The 15,888-nt window shown below is 40.2% G+C and carries 16 protein-coding genes and 1 tRNA gene; 9 read left to right on the plus strand and 8 right to left on the minus strand.

The features are described 5' to 3' along the window. Positions 1-81: 81 nt before the first annotated feature. Entirely contained in the window at positions 82-861 is a 780-nt protein-coding gene (locus tag CA2015_RS10160) for an alpha/beta fold hydrolase (protein ID WP_048641808.1), read from the minus strand. Between the two features lie 183 nt (positions 862-1,044). Beyond that, entirely contained in the window at positions 1,045-1,674 is a 630-nt protein-coding gene (locus tag CA2015_RS10165; protein ID WP_048641809.1) for a GDSL-type esterase/lipase family protein, read from the minus strand. 101 nt (positions 1,675-1,775) lie between these two features. Here CA2015_RS10165 and CA2015_RS10170 point away from each other — a divergent pair, with 101 nt between their 5' ends. Then, positions 1,776-2,621, plus strand: coding sequence for a UbiA prenyltransferase family protein (locus CA2015_RS10170; RefSeq protein WP_157470412.1), 846 nt, complete (start codon positions 1,776-1,778; stop codon positions 2,619-2,621). 33 nt (positions 2,622-2,654) lie between these two features. Further along, positions 2,655-3,335, plus strand: coding sequence for a class I SAM-dependent methyltransferase (locus tag CA2015_RS10175; RefSeq protein WP_048641811.1), 681 nt, complete (start codon positions 2,655-2,657; stop codon positions 3,333-3,335). Here the strand turns inward: CA2015_RS10175 and CA2015_RS10180 are convergent. From CA2015_RS10180 to CA2015_RS10205, 6 genes are all read right to left on the minus strand, one after another. Beyond that, a complete protein-coding gene (locus tag CA2015_RS10180; RefSeq protein WP_048641812.1) occupies positions 3,284-4,612 on the minus strand; it encodes a neutral/alkaline non-lysosomal ceramidase N-terminal domain-containing protein in 1,329 nt (442 codons plus the stop codon). The genes CA2015_RS10175 and CA2015_RS10180 overlap by 52 nt on opposite strands. Positions 4,613-4,636: 24 nt before the next feature. After that, positions 4,637-5,806: an AIR synthase related protein gene (locus CA2015_RS10185; protein WP_048641813.1), complete on the minus strand. Its 1,170-nt coding sequence runs from the start codon at positions 5,804-5,806 to the stop codon at positions 4,637-4,639. A 45-nt stretch (positions 5,807-5,851) separates the two neighbouring features. Further along, entirely contained in the window at positions 5,852-7,801 is a 1,950-nt protein-coding gene (locus CA2015_RS10190; RefSeq protein ID WP_048641814.1) for an OmpA family protein, read from the minus strand. A 21-nt stretch (positions 7,802-7,822) separates the two neighbouring features. After that, positions 7,823-8,311, minus strand: coding sequence for a hypothetical protein (locus CA2015_RS10195; RefSeq protein WP_048641815.1), 489 nt, complete (start codon positions 8,309-8,311; stop codon positions 7,823-7,825). A 180-nt stretch (positions 8,312-8,491) separates the two neighbouring features. After that, a complete protein-coding gene (locus CA2015_RS10200) occupies positions 8,492-9,286 on the minus strand; it encodes a (Fe-S)-binding protein (protein WP_205749810.1) in 795 nt (264 codons plus the stop codon). A gap of 12 nt (positions 9,287-9,298) precedes the next feature. Beyond that, positions 9,299-10,630: a 4Fe-4S dicluster domain-containing protein gene (locus CA2015_RS10205; protein WP_048641816.1), complete on the minus strand. Its 1,332-nt coding sequence runs from the start codon at positions 10,628-10,630 to the stop codon at positions 9,299-9,301. Between the two features lie 88 nt (positions 10,631-10,718). On the opposite strand from CA2015_RS10205, the gene CA2015_RS10210 reads away from it, so the two are divergent. The 7 genes from CA2015_RS10210 to CA2015_RS10240 all read left to right on the plus strand — a co-directional run bounded on the left by CA2015_RS10210 (position 10,719) and on the right by CA2015_RS10240 (position 15,815). Then, a tRNA-Phe gene (locus tag CA2015_RS10210) sits at positions 10,719-10,791 on the plus strand. A 536-nt stretch (positions 10,792-11,327) separates the two neighbouring features. Then, complete coding sequence (locus tag CA2015_RS10215) at positions 11,328-11,819, plus strand: RNA polymerase sigma factor (protein WP_048641817.1); 492 nt, start codon at positions 11,328-11,330, stop codon at positions 11,817-11,819. Continuing rightward, complete coding sequence (locus CA2015_RS10220; RefSeq protein WP_048641818.1) at positions 11,803-12,231, plus strand: hypothetical protein; 429 nt, start codon at positions 11,803-11,805, stop codon at positions 12,229-12,231. Before CA2015_RS10215 ends, CA2015_RS10220 begins: the two co-directional genes overlap by 17 nt. 2 nt (positions 12,232-12,233) lie before the next feature. Continuing rightward, on the plus strand, positions 12,234-12,764 hold the full coding sequence (locus CA2015_RS10225; protein ID WP_048641819.1) for a DUF4252 domain-containing protein: 531 nt from the start codon (positions 12,234-12,236) through the stop codon (positions 12,762-12,764). Between the two features lie 25 nt (positions 12,765-12,789). Next, on the plus strand, positions 12,790-13,278 hold the full coding sequence (locus CA2015_RS10230) for a DUF4252 domain-containing protein (protein ID WP_048644467.1): 489 nt from the start codon (positions 12,790-12,792) through the stop codon (positions 13,276-13,278). A gap of 258 nt (positions 13,279-13,536) precedes the next feature. Beyond that, on the plus strand, positions 13,537-14,145 hold the full coding sequence (locus tag CA2015_RS10235) for a superoxide dismutase family protein (RefSeq protein ID WP_240477959.1): 609 nt from the start codon (positions 13,537-13,539) through the stop codon (positions 14,143-14,145). A 515-nt stretch (positions 14,146-14,660) separates the two neighbouring features. Next, positions 14,661-15,815, plus strand: a complete 1,155-nt coding sequence (locus CA2015_RS10240; protein ID WP_048644468.1) for a N(5)-(carboxyethyl)ornithine synthase — start codon at positions 14,661-14,663, stop codon at positions 15,813-15,815. Positions 15,816-15,888 lie beyond the last annotated feature (73 nt).

Raw genomic sequence — 15,888 nt, forward strand, 5'->3', positions numbered from 1 at the left:
TGATTGTCTTGCGATTGCAACACTTCCCGTCAACACGGGACAGGCTTCACCCCTGACTATTGTCAGGACGGAGAAATCCTATTACATAATCCGGGTTAAAAAGCCCAAAGCTATCTTATTAAAAGCTTCTGGGTTTTCTACATTGACTACATGTCCACAAGAAGGAACCACCTCAAGTTTGGCTGACTGATGGGTTTTGACCAGCTTTGCAATGGTGGGTAGAAACATATAATCTTCTTCACCCATAAGGTAAAGTGTGGGAATGTTGGTCTCTTTAATTCTGAAAAAATCCAATAGAGGGTTTACTCTTGAAGTGAGGCTAAACCAGCGAATAAACTCCTTTTGGTATAATTTTTTCGCCTCCTGAACAAATAAATATCTGGAAGCCTTGTGGTTTTTCCTAGGCATAATAATAAAAGCAAACAGCTTGTAAAGTAGAAGGTAAGGGATCACAGATTTCAGCAAAATCCCTAGCCGCATCAATACTTGTCCTCTGATGTTTAGCTTCATAATCGCGCCAGCAAGCACCATACTCGAAACTCTTTCAGGATATCTTTCTGTAATCTCCCTAATGATTATTGTTCCTAATGAGATCCCTACAAAGTGAGATTTTTCAATCTTGAGATGGTTTAATACCTCCATGACCTCATCGGAAATTACTGGGAATGTATATTTTTTTAATTTTTCGTAGACTTTGTCTTTTGATTTTCCATGACCACGTAAGTCCACCAACAAAACGTTGAAGGATTTTTTGAAATCTCGGATCTGTTTAAACCAAATAGCGCTGCTTCCTCCTGCACCATGCACAAAAGTAACCCAAGGGGCTTCAGGTTTTAATAAATATGTGGTATAATGGAGCATGACTTATTTAACACGAAATATCCCTATATGGTTTAATCTCTAATAAGATTCATTATGAGTTCTTGGATAGGTGAAACATTATAGCAAGGATTTCAATTTCCAATTTCTCTAATTTCTTGAAAAAAGCCTGTCCCTGGAAAGTTAGGGACAGGCTTTTGCTTTGATGACATGGTGAGCTGCAACTCAGCGAATTTCCTTGGCGATCAATTTTGCCATGATCTTGTTTCCTCTTTTATTAGGATGAACACCGTCTGCAAAAAGTTTTCCATACTTCTCCATAGGCTGGTGCATGTCTATTAGGCTTGCTCCTGTTTTTTCAGCTGCCTGGCGGATTAGTTGCACCATTTCGTTGACAATAATTTCTTCTGTGATATCAAAATTGGTTTTGAAAACAGGGACAGGAAGGCAGACATATATTTTCCCGTTTTCAGGCATACTTGCCCTAAAAGTCTCTATCATTTCCACATAATTGTCCAGAAATTCATCCTTGTACTTCCAGTTTTGAGGCTTGGAGTCATTGGTACCCAGTTTGATAACCAGAATATCAGGGGCAAAAGATTTAACACCTTCAAACTGAGGCTCATTCCAGTAAGGGTAATCCCCATTTTTTAATAAAGTACGTCCACTAACACCAAAGTTGATGACATGGTACTTTTTACCCAATTTCTCCTGTAATTGAAGTGGGTAACTGTCAGGATGTTCACGGCCTGGTCCTTGGGTGATACTGTTACCCACACAGGCAACTTTAATAGGTGATTGGGCTAAAACTTCCTGCCCTATAAATAACAGCAGGATATAAAATAACTTGTTCATGAATTTTGATTTTGCTTTGAAAGTGGAAATTACATAATTTTTAAATGCTTTGATCCTTTCAATTCTTTAAATTGCCCGTCAGTTGGAATTTTTCAGGTGCAATGAAATTGAATTACTTGGTCTTTTTTGAAAAGTTTAACCTCCTTTCTTTGGATGTGGTAACAGGGGCATGTGCGGGGATGTGTTTTTTCGCTGATTTGATGAAAGTGAATTTGTCCTGGAAAATCTATTTGCTTTTGGCGCTTGCTGTATGGAGCATTTATACTTTTGACCATTTATTGGATGCCAGAAAGGTGAAAGGAAAAGCTTTGTCCCATAGACATAGGTTTCATCAAGACCATTTTACTTTACTATTGGGATTGCTGTTCCTGGCCGTTATCTCTGGCTTTGTGTTGGCCTTATGGTTTTTGCCTTCTTTAAGGATGTTTGGTTCTGGACTAGGTCTTGCCTTTCTCATCGTATTGTCTATGGCAATATTGCGTATTGCAGGAAAAAAAACAGCCGCTGTTAAAGAGTTTTCTACTGCTTTATTTTATGTGGCAGGACTTGTTTTAATTCCCCTATTGAATATAGACCTTTCATTTTCCTCCAATTATTGGATGTTTTTTTTAGGCGCCTATTTTTTATTGGCTTGGTATAATCTGGTATTTCTTTCCTATAGTGATAGTGAGCAAGATTTTGCTGAAGGGCAGGAGTCTATTGTGACCGTCCTTGGTATAGAAAAAACACGGAAATTACTGTGGTCACTTACCATTATTGGTTTGTTTTACCTGGTGGTTCTTTTTCTTATACTGCCTTCTTTTTACCATGTATATACGCTGATTTGGGGTTTAATGCTTTTGATGCACATTTTGAGTTTTGTGGAATTTCCCGGTACCAATAACTTAAAAACCAGAAAGAGACTTGAGTTGGCTTTTACCCTACCTTTGCTGTTATTGTTTTTTTAACCCCAATTTGTGAATAGCTGATCCACTCCCAAAATGAAGACAAAGGACAAATTGAGTACAGTGGATAAATACAGGTTTCTTGCTCCTATTTATGATTACCTTGCCTCTCTTGTATTAGGCAAGGCCTTTCATGAAAGCAAAAAGACATTTTTGGAAATTATTCAGCCGGGAGATACGGTATGGGTAATTGGAGGAGGAACAGGTGCTATCCTGCCTGAAATCTTAAAAAGATGCGGCAAGAATGGAAAAATCATTTACATGGAAGCCTCGAATAAAATGCTTGAAAAGGCAAAAGGTAGGGTTTCATTGGACTGTCAAAGCCGGGTAGAATTTATCTGTTCCGAAGATTTTGGACTTCCCAAGGAGGGGGAAATTGATGTTGTTATCACTCAATTTCTATTGGATGTATTGACAGATCATTCTATTAATTCTTTGTTTCAAAGAGTAAAGCAAAAGGTCTCCCCAAGCACTTCTTGGTTATTTTTGGATTTTTATCCAGTGAAGGACAAGCAATGGCTGATACATTTAATGATCACAAGTTTTAGCCTGTTGGCCAAACATCCGAGAAAAGAACTTCCTGATTATGATAAATTCTTTAAAAACTGGGATTGGGGTGAAAAAAAAGCAGTAAGCTTTGAAAAAGGATTTTATAAGGCCAAGCTTTATCGCTTAGCGCCAAAGGCTATCAAATCAGAAACGATCTCTTTAAAATAATCCCCATTATAAGGACCATAAAAATTCATATCCCTCGCTTCATAGTAATCACCTGAATAATATTTGTCAGGGGTGATGTATCCTATATATCCTCCGTTAAATGTGGTTACAAACAATGAAAGCCCCAATGCATTTGCTTGTTCTTCCCATGCCTTATAAAATACCCCAGAGACTTCACCTGAGGAAGAGATAAACAGGGCGTCGCCTATCCTGATGACATCGAAATAAGCCGGATTATTTCCAATAGCCCAATTAAAAAGCCATGGTCTCAATCGCAAATTGTCACTAATTCTGTAATGTGGTGAGCGGAGCTTTAATGGTAGTTTTGCTGCCAAAACCTGACTGCCCATTACTGCTTCGTCTATAGTATTACTTCTCACAACTGAATCCAGTGAAGAAGCGTATTGCTGAATACTTTTAATGTCATTTCCAGGCGCCTTTGGGCGGTGGCTTCCTACAGCTCCTGCTGCAAAAACAGCAAATTCATGCCTGCTTTCCAAAGCTTCGGATAGGTAATAGGGGTAATCTCCTGAAAGGCCCATAAACTTGCTACTAAGACAGGTGGCGTGTGCACTGTAGGTAGTAAATGAACAAGTGCTACCGTTGTTTTTCTTTAATATTAACTGTCTAATATAAGGATCAATGGGGTCGGAGGCAATCAATCTATTGGATACAAAATTCGCGGCTTCTGACTTTTTGGTGTGTAAGGAAACCGTGTCCATATTGTTCAAGGCCTTAGTGAGGGCACTGAGTGTTCCTTTGGCAATATGCTTGACCAGGGATTCATCCCATCCTCCCATGGCAATCTTCCCTACGGGACCAGGAATGGTTCCTCCCATACCACTGTGCGTATGGGTAGCTGTAAAATAAATATGGTCTAGAGGAAGTTTTTGCTCCTTTATTGCTGACCGCAAAGCTTGTGCTAATTGAGGATGAACAATCAACAATTCATAATTAAGGAAAGCTACCTTAAACTTGTTATTGCCTACAATGATGGCTTTTACATAACTGCTGTCCTCAACAAATTCATAGGGACCTCGTGGCCTATAGGCAACAAGGTTTGCAGGTGTATCAGGAGTAAAATTGGCCTTGGCCCATCCTCCTAAAACGTATCCATTATCAGTCCCCTCAAAAGCCAGGTTTTCTAGCGATTGAAGGGTTTGTTTATAGTATGTCGTTTCTTTATAGGGTGTCCAATCAACAGTGGTGATGGTCAATAATGTCAGTGCTAACAAAAAAATGAAGCAGCCAATAACGATTTTTAATAGGACTTTCATTTTTTTGAAAATTAAATGGACATATTAACCCTCATAAGTGAAGGTACCATGTTGGCTATTGACGGTAACTTTTTTGCCTTGATGATCTGTAACGCGGCCTATAACTTTTGCTTCTACGCCAAAATTGGCTGCTATCGCGATGACTTGATCGGCCCATTTTTCGTCCAGATAGACTTCCATTCTGTGGCCCATATTGAAAACCTTGTACATCTCTTTCCAGTCAGTACCGCTTTCTTCCTGTATGATTTTAAAGAGAGGTGGGGTTTCAAAAAGGTTGTCTTTGATGACGTGCAAATTGTCAATAAAATGAAGCACTTTGGTTTGTGCTCCTCCACTGCAATGTACCAAACCGTGTATTGCAGCTCTATTTTCTTTCAATAAGGCTGCCATGATAGGAGCATAGGTTCTGGTAGGTGAAAGGACCAATTTACCCATGTCTAAGGGAGTGCCAGGCGCCGGACTGGTTAAGTCATAGCTCCCAGAGTATACCAAATCTTCAGGAACGGAAGGATCAAAACTTTCAGGGTAAGCAGATTTTATATTTTTCCCGAAGACATCATGTCTGGCAGAAGTAAGCCCATTGCTTCCCATTCCTCCATTGTATTCGGATTCATAAGTCGCTTGACCAAATGAAGTCATACCTACGACTACATCTCCTGCTTTTATGTTGTCATTGGAAATGACTTCGTTTCTTTTCATTCTGCAAGTGACCGTACTGTCCACGATGATGGTACGTACCAAATCTCCTACATCAGCTGTTTCCCCTCCAGTAAGCACTGCATTGACGCCATGATCTCTCAGCATCTGTAGCACTTCTTCTGTGCCATTGATGATGGCAGCGATCACTTCTCCTGGGATAAGGTTTTTGTTTCTTCCTATGGTGGAGGAAACCAATATATTATTGACTGCGCCCACACATAGTAGGTCGTCTATATTCATGATTATTGCATCCTGGGCAATTCCTTTCCAGACACTTAGGTCACCTGTAGCCTTCCAATAAAGGTAAGCTAGAGAGGACTTTGTTCCTGCACCATCTGCATGCATGATGTTGCAATAGTCAGGGTCATTTCCTAATACATCTTCTACTATTTTGCAGAAGGCTTTAGGAAATAGGCCTTTGTCTAGGTTGGAAATTGCTTGGTGTACGTCTTCTTTCGAGGCAGAAACACCCCGCTGCATGTACCTATCGTTCATAAAATCAGATTTGGAAAAAACAGATAAGGGTCAAAGGTAAGCATTTTAGTCCGTGATTTCTATAACCTTAAACTCTGTTCTTCTGTTGACTTGGTGCTCTTCCTCAGTTTGAGCATTTTCGATAATCAACTGTCTTTCACCATAGCCCTTGGCTTCCAGCCTGTCTGCATCAATTCCTTGGGACACAATATAAGCCACAGCAGATTCTGCTCTTCTTTGTGAAAGATCGTCATTGTAAGCATCTGTAGCCCTTACATCTGTATGGCTACTCAACTCAATGCGTATTCCAGGATTGTCTTTCAGGATTTTGACTAGCTTGTCAAGTTCAACTGCAGCGTCAGGCCTAATATCAGCCTTATCTAAATCATAATAGATGTTTTCAAGCACTATGGCACGCTCTAGTATCAACTGGTCAAGTACAATGGTAGTGTCCAGAGTAATATTGGTCACATCCTGTATCAGGTCTTCTTCAGCTGGGGTTTTGCCAATAGTGCTGTAAGGAACACTTTTGGTGAAGTAACCACTTTTGGAAGCGATCATTGAATATTTTTTCTCAGGTTCAAGTGGGAATCGCAAGCGTCCACTTTGACTTGTAAGGTTGCCGTCTATGGTTTGGTTGTTGTCATCATAAAGCATTACACGGACCTGTGGAAGAATTTGCTCTTCACCATTTTCAGCAATTGTTTTGGTAACTACATTTAACAATACATTGACCACTTTTGGAGCTGGAGTCATGTCCTTGAAATAATAGATGTCATCATCTCCTTTACCTCCCTCGCGGTTGGAAGTGATGAAGCCTTCTTCAGGGTACTTGGTGAAGAAAATCCCAAAATCATCTGCAATGGAATTAAAGTTAGGTCCTAGATTTATAACCTTGTTGGTGTCTTCTACTTCCTTAAAAACAAAAAGGTCTAGCTTACCAAATCCGGGATGACCGTCTGAGGCAAAGTAAAACTCTCCATTTGCCAATAACCTAGGAAACATCTCATTTCCAGGCGTATTGATTTCAGGGCCTAGGTTTACACCTTTACCAAAATTCCCACTTGCCATTTTAGTGGCTTTGTAAAGGTCTGTTCCTCCATAGCCTCCAGGCCTGTTTGAGGCAAAATAAAGGGTTTCACCATCAGGGCTAAATGATGGGGTGGAATTCCAATATTCTGGTTCCCCATTAACGCCCATATAGGCGGGCTCAGTAAATCCACTACCATTGAATGTGGAACTAAATAAGCTAACATCAGGAAGGTCTTTTCTACTGGCACTGTTGCCTCGTGCATAGACGATCATGTTGCCGTCAGGGCTTATGGCAATGGCTCCTTGGTTAAGGCCTGATTCATTTCGGAATTCGTTAAGGGTTTGTACGCCCTGCACATCTACGTTGATCCCTTCCGCTCTTGTTTTAAATAATCGGGTGTATCCCTGGCCTGTGCCTGCATACATGCCTCCAGCCCCACGTGAGCTAGTAAAGAAAAGTTGGTTCTCACTTACTATCGGGGCGTAATCTATACCCGTAGAGTTAAGCAATTCATAATTTTCCAATTCATGATTGGGCCAGATAGGGGTTATTTCTGCTATAGCATCAATGTTTTGAATTTCCTTTGTGGCCAAGGCGATTTTTTCATCGTCCATTGTAAGCTTTTTGGCAGCTTCAAAAGCTTCCTTTGCCGCTTCATATTCTCCTTTGCCTTTTAGGCTTCTCCCTTTGTGAAGTTGACTTTCAAAGCTGGCATTTTCAGCATTCACTTTATCATAATAAGCAGCCGCTTTTTCTATTCTATTTGAGAGTCTATAGCTTTCTGCAATATAAAAATTTGCCTCGTTGTTTGCCGAATCATTTTCTAATAACTTAGAATAAGAGGCGATTGCCAACTGATATTCTCCTGAGTTAAATTGGGTTTGGGCCTTCTGTAGCAGACTGGTACAAGAGGCCTGCAATACAAGCAATAAAACAGGAAGTAAACAGCGGCTTATTGGAAAGGTAGACTTTATGTTTCTCATACTATTTTTTCTCTCGCAGCATTAATTAGCAAAATATTTTTTTAGCCAACTTTTGTTGGCTTCAATTAGCCATTGGTCATTCAAATCTGCAATCTTACTTACACTAGGATTAAACATTTTGCTGTTGGACTGTAAAGAACCCTCAACGACATGTTTTTTGATGTCGGGCAAAAATGCCACCCTGACATTTTCACCCTCTAGGTAAGCAACTTTTCCACTGTCCAGTAAATTTATATTCAATTTAACCTCTATCTCTCGCATAATTCTTACTGAACTATCAATAGAGCAACCACTGGCCCCCAACTGGCTTTCGTCAACACTAAGAATAATAAATTGGTCAAATTTCAGGTCAAAAGAACTAGGCATTTGAGCACCATGAGTGTTCCACTGATTACAAAAGGCAACCAGTTTTGATATAATCCAGGTTTTTTCTTGCTCATCAAATGGGCGATCTGCCTGATATACCCAAATTCTCGCATCTTTTGGCATTTCATCAAATGGTACGTACATGATTGACTCTTTTTAAATATATGTCTTCTACAAATTTACAAAATATTGACAGGCTTAACCTGGCATTTATATTTAAACGAAGATAGATTTATTATGATACAATTTTTTTTAAGTTCCCCTAAAAAAATATGAAAACCAAAACTGTCGCTTATAATCAGCCCTTTAAAATCAACTTTAGGTCTATAACTGCTGGTCCTTAGCAATCAATTCTGCCAAATCAAGAACATTTACCTCTGTTTCTTTTTCCTTGTTTTTTACACCATCCGTCATCATCGTTAGGCAAAAGGGACAACCTACGGCTATGGTTTTTGCACCAGTTTGCAATGCTTCTTCTGTCCGCTCCACATTGATGTCTTTTTTTCCAGCTTCAGGTTCTTTGAACATTTGCGCTCCGCCGGCACCACAGCAAAGACCCTTGGACTTGCATCGCTTCATCTCTACCAATTCCATATCCAGTGCTTTGATCACTGCCCTAGGCGCTTCATATACATCGTTAGCCCTTCCAAGGAAGCAACTGTCGTGGAAAGTGATTTTTTTACCTTTAAATTCACCACCGTCCTTCATGACGATCTTGCCTTCATTGATCAACTCCTGCAAGTATTGAGAGTGATGAACCACCTCATAATTGCCCCCTAAAGCCGGGTATTCATTTTTGATGGTGTTGAAGCAGTGGGGACAGGCTGTTACTATGCGTTTTACCTGGTAACCGTCCAATACCTGGATATTGCTCATGGCCTGCATTTGGTACAGGAATTCATTTCCAGCTCTTCTGGCAGGATCTCCGGTACAAGTTTCTTCATCTCCGAGTACGGCAAAGTTCACACCCACTTTATTAAGGATTTTGACAAATGCCAAGGTTACTGCCTTGTATCGGTCATCGAAAGAGCCTGCACAACCTACCCAAAATAGGATCTCAGGCGCTTCTCCAGCTGCCATTTTTTGGGCCATTGTAGGGGCTTTATAGCTATCACTCATAATATAGAATTTTTACTTTTTTTCTTTGTTTAAATCGGCTGCCCAGTTAAATCTATCCGTTGGAGGAAATTTCCAAGGGGCAAAACTGGTCTCAATATTTTGGAACATAGCATTCCATTGTGCGGGACTGCCACTTTCTTCCATGGCCGTATACCTTCTCAATTCAATAATAATGGCCAAAGGGTCAATATTGACAGGACAGGCTTCCACACAAGCATTGCAATTGGTACAGGCGTTAATTTCTTCCTGAGTAATGAAATCTCCTAAAAGTGACTTGCCATCGTCGAGTCCTTTTTTGCCAGCGAATAGATTTTTACTCACCTCTTCGGCCCGGTCTCTAGTGTCCATCATAATTTTTCGTGGAGATAATTTCTTTCCTGTAAGGTTTGCAGGGCATTCGGCCGTACAACGGCCACATTCGGTGCAAGAAAAGGCATTCATCAGATTGATCCAAGACAAATCATTGATATCCTTTGCGCCAAATCTACCAACTTCAGCAGTTTCAGTCCCTTGTTGATCAGTAGGCATTCCCAGCATCATCTTTACCTCATGGGTAACGGCTTCCATATTGGGGATTTTTCCTTTGGGTTCCAGATTGGAATACCAGGTGTTTGGAAAGGCCAGGAAAATGTGGAGGTGTTTGGAATAAGTGACATAAACAGCGAAGCCTAATATGCCAATGATGTGAAACCACCAGGCAAATCTTTCAATAAAAACCAGCGTGCCAACTTCAAGGCCTTCAAAAAGCCCTTGGATGCTTCCACTAATCCAAAGACCGCCGAGTGGGATATATCCACCGACACCCTTATATGCGAGGATTTGGTCGGTAGCATTCATGGTGAAAATCGCTACCATCAATATGATTTCAATTACCAAAATCAGGTTGGCATCTAATTTTGGCCATCCTTTCAACTCTTTCATGTTGAGTCTTGGTACCTTGGTGATGTTTCTACGGATAAGGAATACCACACAAGAAACAAGAACTCCCAAAGCCAAAAACTCGAAAAAATTCATGGCTACTGAATAAAAACCTGCCAGAAAAGGGGCAAAAACCCTGTGTGTACCAGCAATCCCATCTATTATGAATTCTAGAACTTCGAGGTTGATGATAATAAAGGACACGTAAATTACCAGGTGAAGTAAGGCTGGAATTAGATTTTTGAACATCTTCTTTTGTCCCAAGGCTACCAGTAACATGGTTTTCCAACGTTCTTCCGGTTTGTCATTCCTTTTTAAGGGTTTTCCCAATTGGATGGTTTTTCGGATAAAGTTTATCCTCTTGTACAGAATATACCCTGCTGTTCCTAAAACCAATAAAAAAAGGATTTGTGGTAAGCTACTCATATTGAATGTGTTATTATTTATCCTCGATTTTTTTATTAAAATTGCTTGTACAAAAGTAACAAATAGCTACCTTTGCATCACTTTCAGCGGTGATGTAGCTCAGTTGGTAGAGCATCGGACTGAAAATCCGTGAGTCGGTGGTTCGAGCCCACTCATCACCACAAGCCCTGGTTTTGCCAGGGCTTTTTTTATGTCTTTTATTTTTAGCGAATGATTTCCGGTATTTTGCATGCTTTGATTTTTTCTATTCTTTGAATAGGCAAATTAATAAATAGTCAGGAGGCAAACTATATATTTTATTTTTAAACAGGGATTATGCAATGGGATATTAAACCCGAAATAGGCAATAGACAATCTATTACGTGCTGAAATCGCTTCAAAATCAGCCACTTCGTTGCTGTTTTCAATTTCACCATAGCGGTGCTATGTTAAAATCTCCAAACAGCCTGATTTTCTTGCGATTGCAACACTTCCCGTAAACACGGGACAGGCTTCACCCCTGACCATTGTCAGGACGGAGAAATCCTATTACATAATCCGGGTTAAATAAATAGGACCATGGCCTAATTTAAAGTAAACCTGAGAATAAGCCGCTTGTTCCAGTTAATTGGTGATAAATTGGTAATTATCTCTATTATTTAAAAAAGTTTTTGTCCAAAAGTGTAACCTTTTTGTTTCCCGATCATCATCTTACTACATGAAGTCCTTTTTTGAATCACAGATTTGGCCCTTGAAGAACAGGCTTTACCGGTTCGCCATACTTTGGCTGAAGGACAGGGATAAAGCGCAAGATGCGGTGCAGGAAACAATGACCAAAGGATTTATGCAACAGGAATACCTCTCTTCTATTAACAATCCTACGGGATGGTTGGTGAAGACCTTGAAAAATGAGGCACTGCAGCAGATTCGTGAGGCAGGAAAATGGGAAACACTGGAGGAAGTTGGGGAAATGGCAATGGAAGTTGTACCCGAAGTAGATACCAGTCAGCAAGCTAAAATGGTGTTCAGGTTTATGAATAAACTTCCTGAGAAACAAAAGGAAATTTTCTTCCTACGGGAAGTAGAAGGGCTTACACACAAAGAAATGGCCGATTATCTGGGTCTTAACGAAGGACAGGTAAAGGTGGAATTGCACCGGGCCAGAAAAAAGTTGAAATCATTTCTTGAAAATTATGGAAAGCAAGAATAAGGAATTGTGGAAAAAATACTGGGAGGGTGAGACAAGCCTGGAAGAGGAAAAGACCCTCTTTGCAGAAGTCGAAGAGGACAAGGCGGATAGTAAAATTGCCGAGTTCTTTTCAGGGATACAAATGATTCGCTCAGAGAAGCCATCAGGTATTCAATTGCCTTTGCCCAAGCAACGTTTTCCTTGGCAAAAATTGGCGGCCGTAATGCTGGTTCTTCTTACTGTTACCGCCTGTTGGTGGGGCTATAAGGAATATGAGCAACAGCAGCAGGCAGAGGCCTATCAACAAGTGGTGGAAGCCATGGGTAAAATAAAGCTAAACCTAAAGAAGGGAACCAGTCAACTGGAAAGTATGGAAAAGATCAAATACCTCAATTCAGGTATGGATTGGTATGACAACAATAAAAACAATTAGCGATGAAAAAGATATTATTACTGGTCTTGTGCTTATTGCCTTGGTTGGCAGAGGCTCAAACGGAAGTCATAGAGCAGTTTTATGAGAAATACAGGCAGGATGATCGCTTTTCCAGGGTTTACATCAGCCCCAAACTGATGCAAATGGCAGGGGGTTTCCTAAGTTCCAATGCGGAGGAGAAGGATGAAGATGCCGAAAACCTGATGGAGCTGATCACCAAAATCAAAGGCATTAGAATTCTATCTGCGGAGAAAATTGGTGGTTTGGCCTTGTTCAATGAAGCTATGGGAGACTTGAAAAAGAACCTTTATGAGGAACTCATGGACGTGAGGGACAAAGAAAGTTCATTGAAATTTATGGTTAGGGAAGAAGGAGGCAGGATCAAGGAATTGCTTATGGTTTCGGGATCTACCAGTGAATTTACCTTTATGAGTATGCAGGGGGATTTCACCTATCAAGACCTCAATATGCTTTCTGAAAACACCAGTTTGCCCGGAATGGAAGAGTATGGCCGAGCTAAAAAAAATAAATAACCAATTAGTATTTAAAGATTTTACCATGAAAAATTCAATTATTGTAATCGCATTGACTCTTCTTTTTAGCCTTCCTTCAGTACTTCATGCCCAAAGCAAAAGTGTGGATCAGCTTTATCAACAATACAAGGGCGAGGAAAATTTCTTTCACTTAGACCTTGCTGGAAACTTCCTGGACTTTGCCAAAGGATGGAACCTAGAAATCGAAGAAGCCAATCTCGATGCCATTACCGAAAGCATAGAAAGGGTTAAGTTTTTTAAGTTGCCTGTGGGAGGTTCACGTGCTAAAGCAGATTTTCACAAGCTAAGCAAAGGTTTGAACAAAGAGCGTTATGAATTGATGATGGATGCCACTGACAAAGACAGCGGACTTGCCATTTATTCCAAAGGAAAAGAGGCTGTTGAAGGGCTGGTGCTGATGATTAGGTCCGATAATGACAGAGAATTTATGGTGATCGAACTGGAAGGTCGCTTTGACCAGAAAACATTGGCAACCATAGGCAAGGGGATTTGATTTTCCTGCCGTGCGGAATAATTTAGGCTAAAGTGGAGCTATAAAATTCAGCTCTGATGGTGTTTTACCACTAGCCTTTCAAGGAGTTTGTCCCTTAATTGCAGCCATTTTCCAAGCCTAAAAATATAACAACACGAAAGGATATCCTTACTTTGTTTTATTGAATCTGTTTATAGTTATAAAATTAATTTATAATCTATAGTTTTGGCATAGTTTTTTCTTGAATAGTAACTCGGATTTAACTAAACTACTATGATTATGAAAACGATTAATTATTTTCTATTTATCGGGGCTGTATCCATGGCAATAGCTTGTGGACCTGGAACCAATGATTCCGGGGAAAATGCTACCAATAGGACAGAGGTAAAAGAAAACCAACAGGAGACTATTCAAAGTGAAACCAAGATGGCTGACAAGTCAGCAAATGCAGTGCTGTCAGCGGCAAATGGAAGTGAGGTTTCAGGAATGGCTACCTTTACTCAAACGGCAGAGGGAAAGGTTAAATTGGTATTGTCAGTGAACAATTTGACACCAGGAACGCATGCAGTCCACCTTCATGAGAATGGAGATTGCAGTGCCGAAGACGCCAGTTCTGCAGGAGGCCATTGGAACCCAACTGAAGATGCGCACGGTAAGAGAGGTGAAAATGATTTCCATGCCGGTGATATAGATAATTTGACTGTAGGTGAAGATGGTATTGGATCGCTTGTTATGGTGGTTGATGGATGGTCTATCGGTGATGGACAGGATTCTGATATCCTCAATAAGGCGGTTATTATTCATGCTGATGCCGATGATTTTACTTCACAGCCTTCCGGTGCAGCCGGTTCAAGAGTGGCCTGTGGTGTAATACAGGAAAAAGTATAATCAATAGCTGCTGAAACAAATGCTCATCTTGTGAGTTTTGTGTATGGGATGAGTGTGAGATTTAACCCGGATTATGTAATAGGTTGTCTATTGCATATTTCGGGTTTAAATTACCTAGAACAGCATCGAATTCCCTTTTCCTTATTAAAGTCTTTACTAGCCTATAGGTGCAAAATATAAAGGAATAGGACTGATACATTCAAAGCCCAATGCGTCAAACCATTGGGCTTTTTGATGAATTGGGTTCAAGCTTATGTTAATAATTTTGGATAATGCCAATAATGGTTTTAAATAAAGTACCTTTGTAACAGTAGTATTGATCTGAAGTTATTAAATATCCCTTCGCACTATCTCAGCGAATTGCTGATGCTTACTTTTTTATAAATCTTTATTTCAATTGTTTAAACTCCGTAGCCAACTTAATGCCTGGGTGCTGGAAATTACCTATTAAAAGTAATTTTAATCTTGCGTTTTGCACCCGTCATTACCTTGCATTGCGCCACAAAGCAAAAAATATGGCTTTATTAGAAATGGGCGTAATTGGTACCTCGAAAAAAGAAGACGAAAGACGGGTTCCTATTCATCCTGCACATTTAACAAGACTTCCAGAACCTATTCGGAAGCAACTTATTTTTGAAAAAGGTTATGGCCTGCCTTTCAATATAGCCGACGAAGAGATCAGTGAGCTGACCGGTGGAATCGCAAGTCGAAGTGAAATCCTGACGGATATTGGGGCGGCTATCATTGCCAAACCTATCCTTTCAGATCTGGAAGAACTTAAAGAGGGCGGCTTGCTTTGGGGTTATCCTCATTGCGCCCAACAAGATCATATTACCCAAATCGCAATCGACAAGAAATTGACCTTGATTGCTTTCGAAGACATGTATGTTTGGAGTCCTAGCGGGCAAATTGGAAGACATACCTTCTATAAAAACAATGAAATGGCAGGCTATTGTGCCGTTATTCATGCCCTACAATTAAAAGGGATAGATGGACATTATGGAAATCAAAGAAAAGTTATCATCTTTAGTTTTGGAGCCGTAAGCAGAGGGGCAATTTATGCCTTGAAAGCACATGGTTTTAGGGACATTACCATTTGTATTCAGCGACCAGATCACGAAGTAAGAGAAGAGGTATTGGATGTGCATTATGCCAGACTTCGAAAGGGGAATAAAAATGAGCCCAGGCTGATTGTGGTAGAACACGATGGTACGGAAAGGCCGTTATTGGAATTAATCAATGAATCTGAGATTATCATTAATGGAACCTACCAGGATACAGATGATCCCATCAATTATGTCATGGAAAATGAGAAGTCAATGTTAAAACCTGGTTCACTGTTTATCGATGTGAGCTGTGATGAAGGGATGGGCTTTTATTTTGCCAAACCAACTACTTTTAAAAATCCATTGATAGCCATTGATGCTATTGATTACTATGGGGTAGACCATACCCCAAGTTATTTTTGGGAAAGTGCTTCCAGATCCATATCGGCAGCGATGATCGTGCATTTGCCTTTTGTGATCTCTGGCCGTGAAAGTTGGAAAGATAGCCAGACGATTAGTAATGCGATAAATATAGACAAAGGCGTGATTGTAAAAGACACTATCCTTAGGTTTCAGAACCGCAATGCAAAATATCCACATCCCATAAATCCGGTACTCAACTAATCCGGACTGGGGTGATTTTAATTTTATAAATAAGAATCAGTAATGGATTTTTTCAGGATAATCCAAAGCACAA

Origin of the sequence: Cyclobacterium amurskyense (assembly GCF_001050135.1) — a bacterium.
GTDB classification, from domain to species: domain Bacteria; phylum Bacteroidota; class Bacteroidia; order Cytophagales; family Cyclobacteriaceae; genus Cyclobacterium; species Cyclobacterium amurskyense.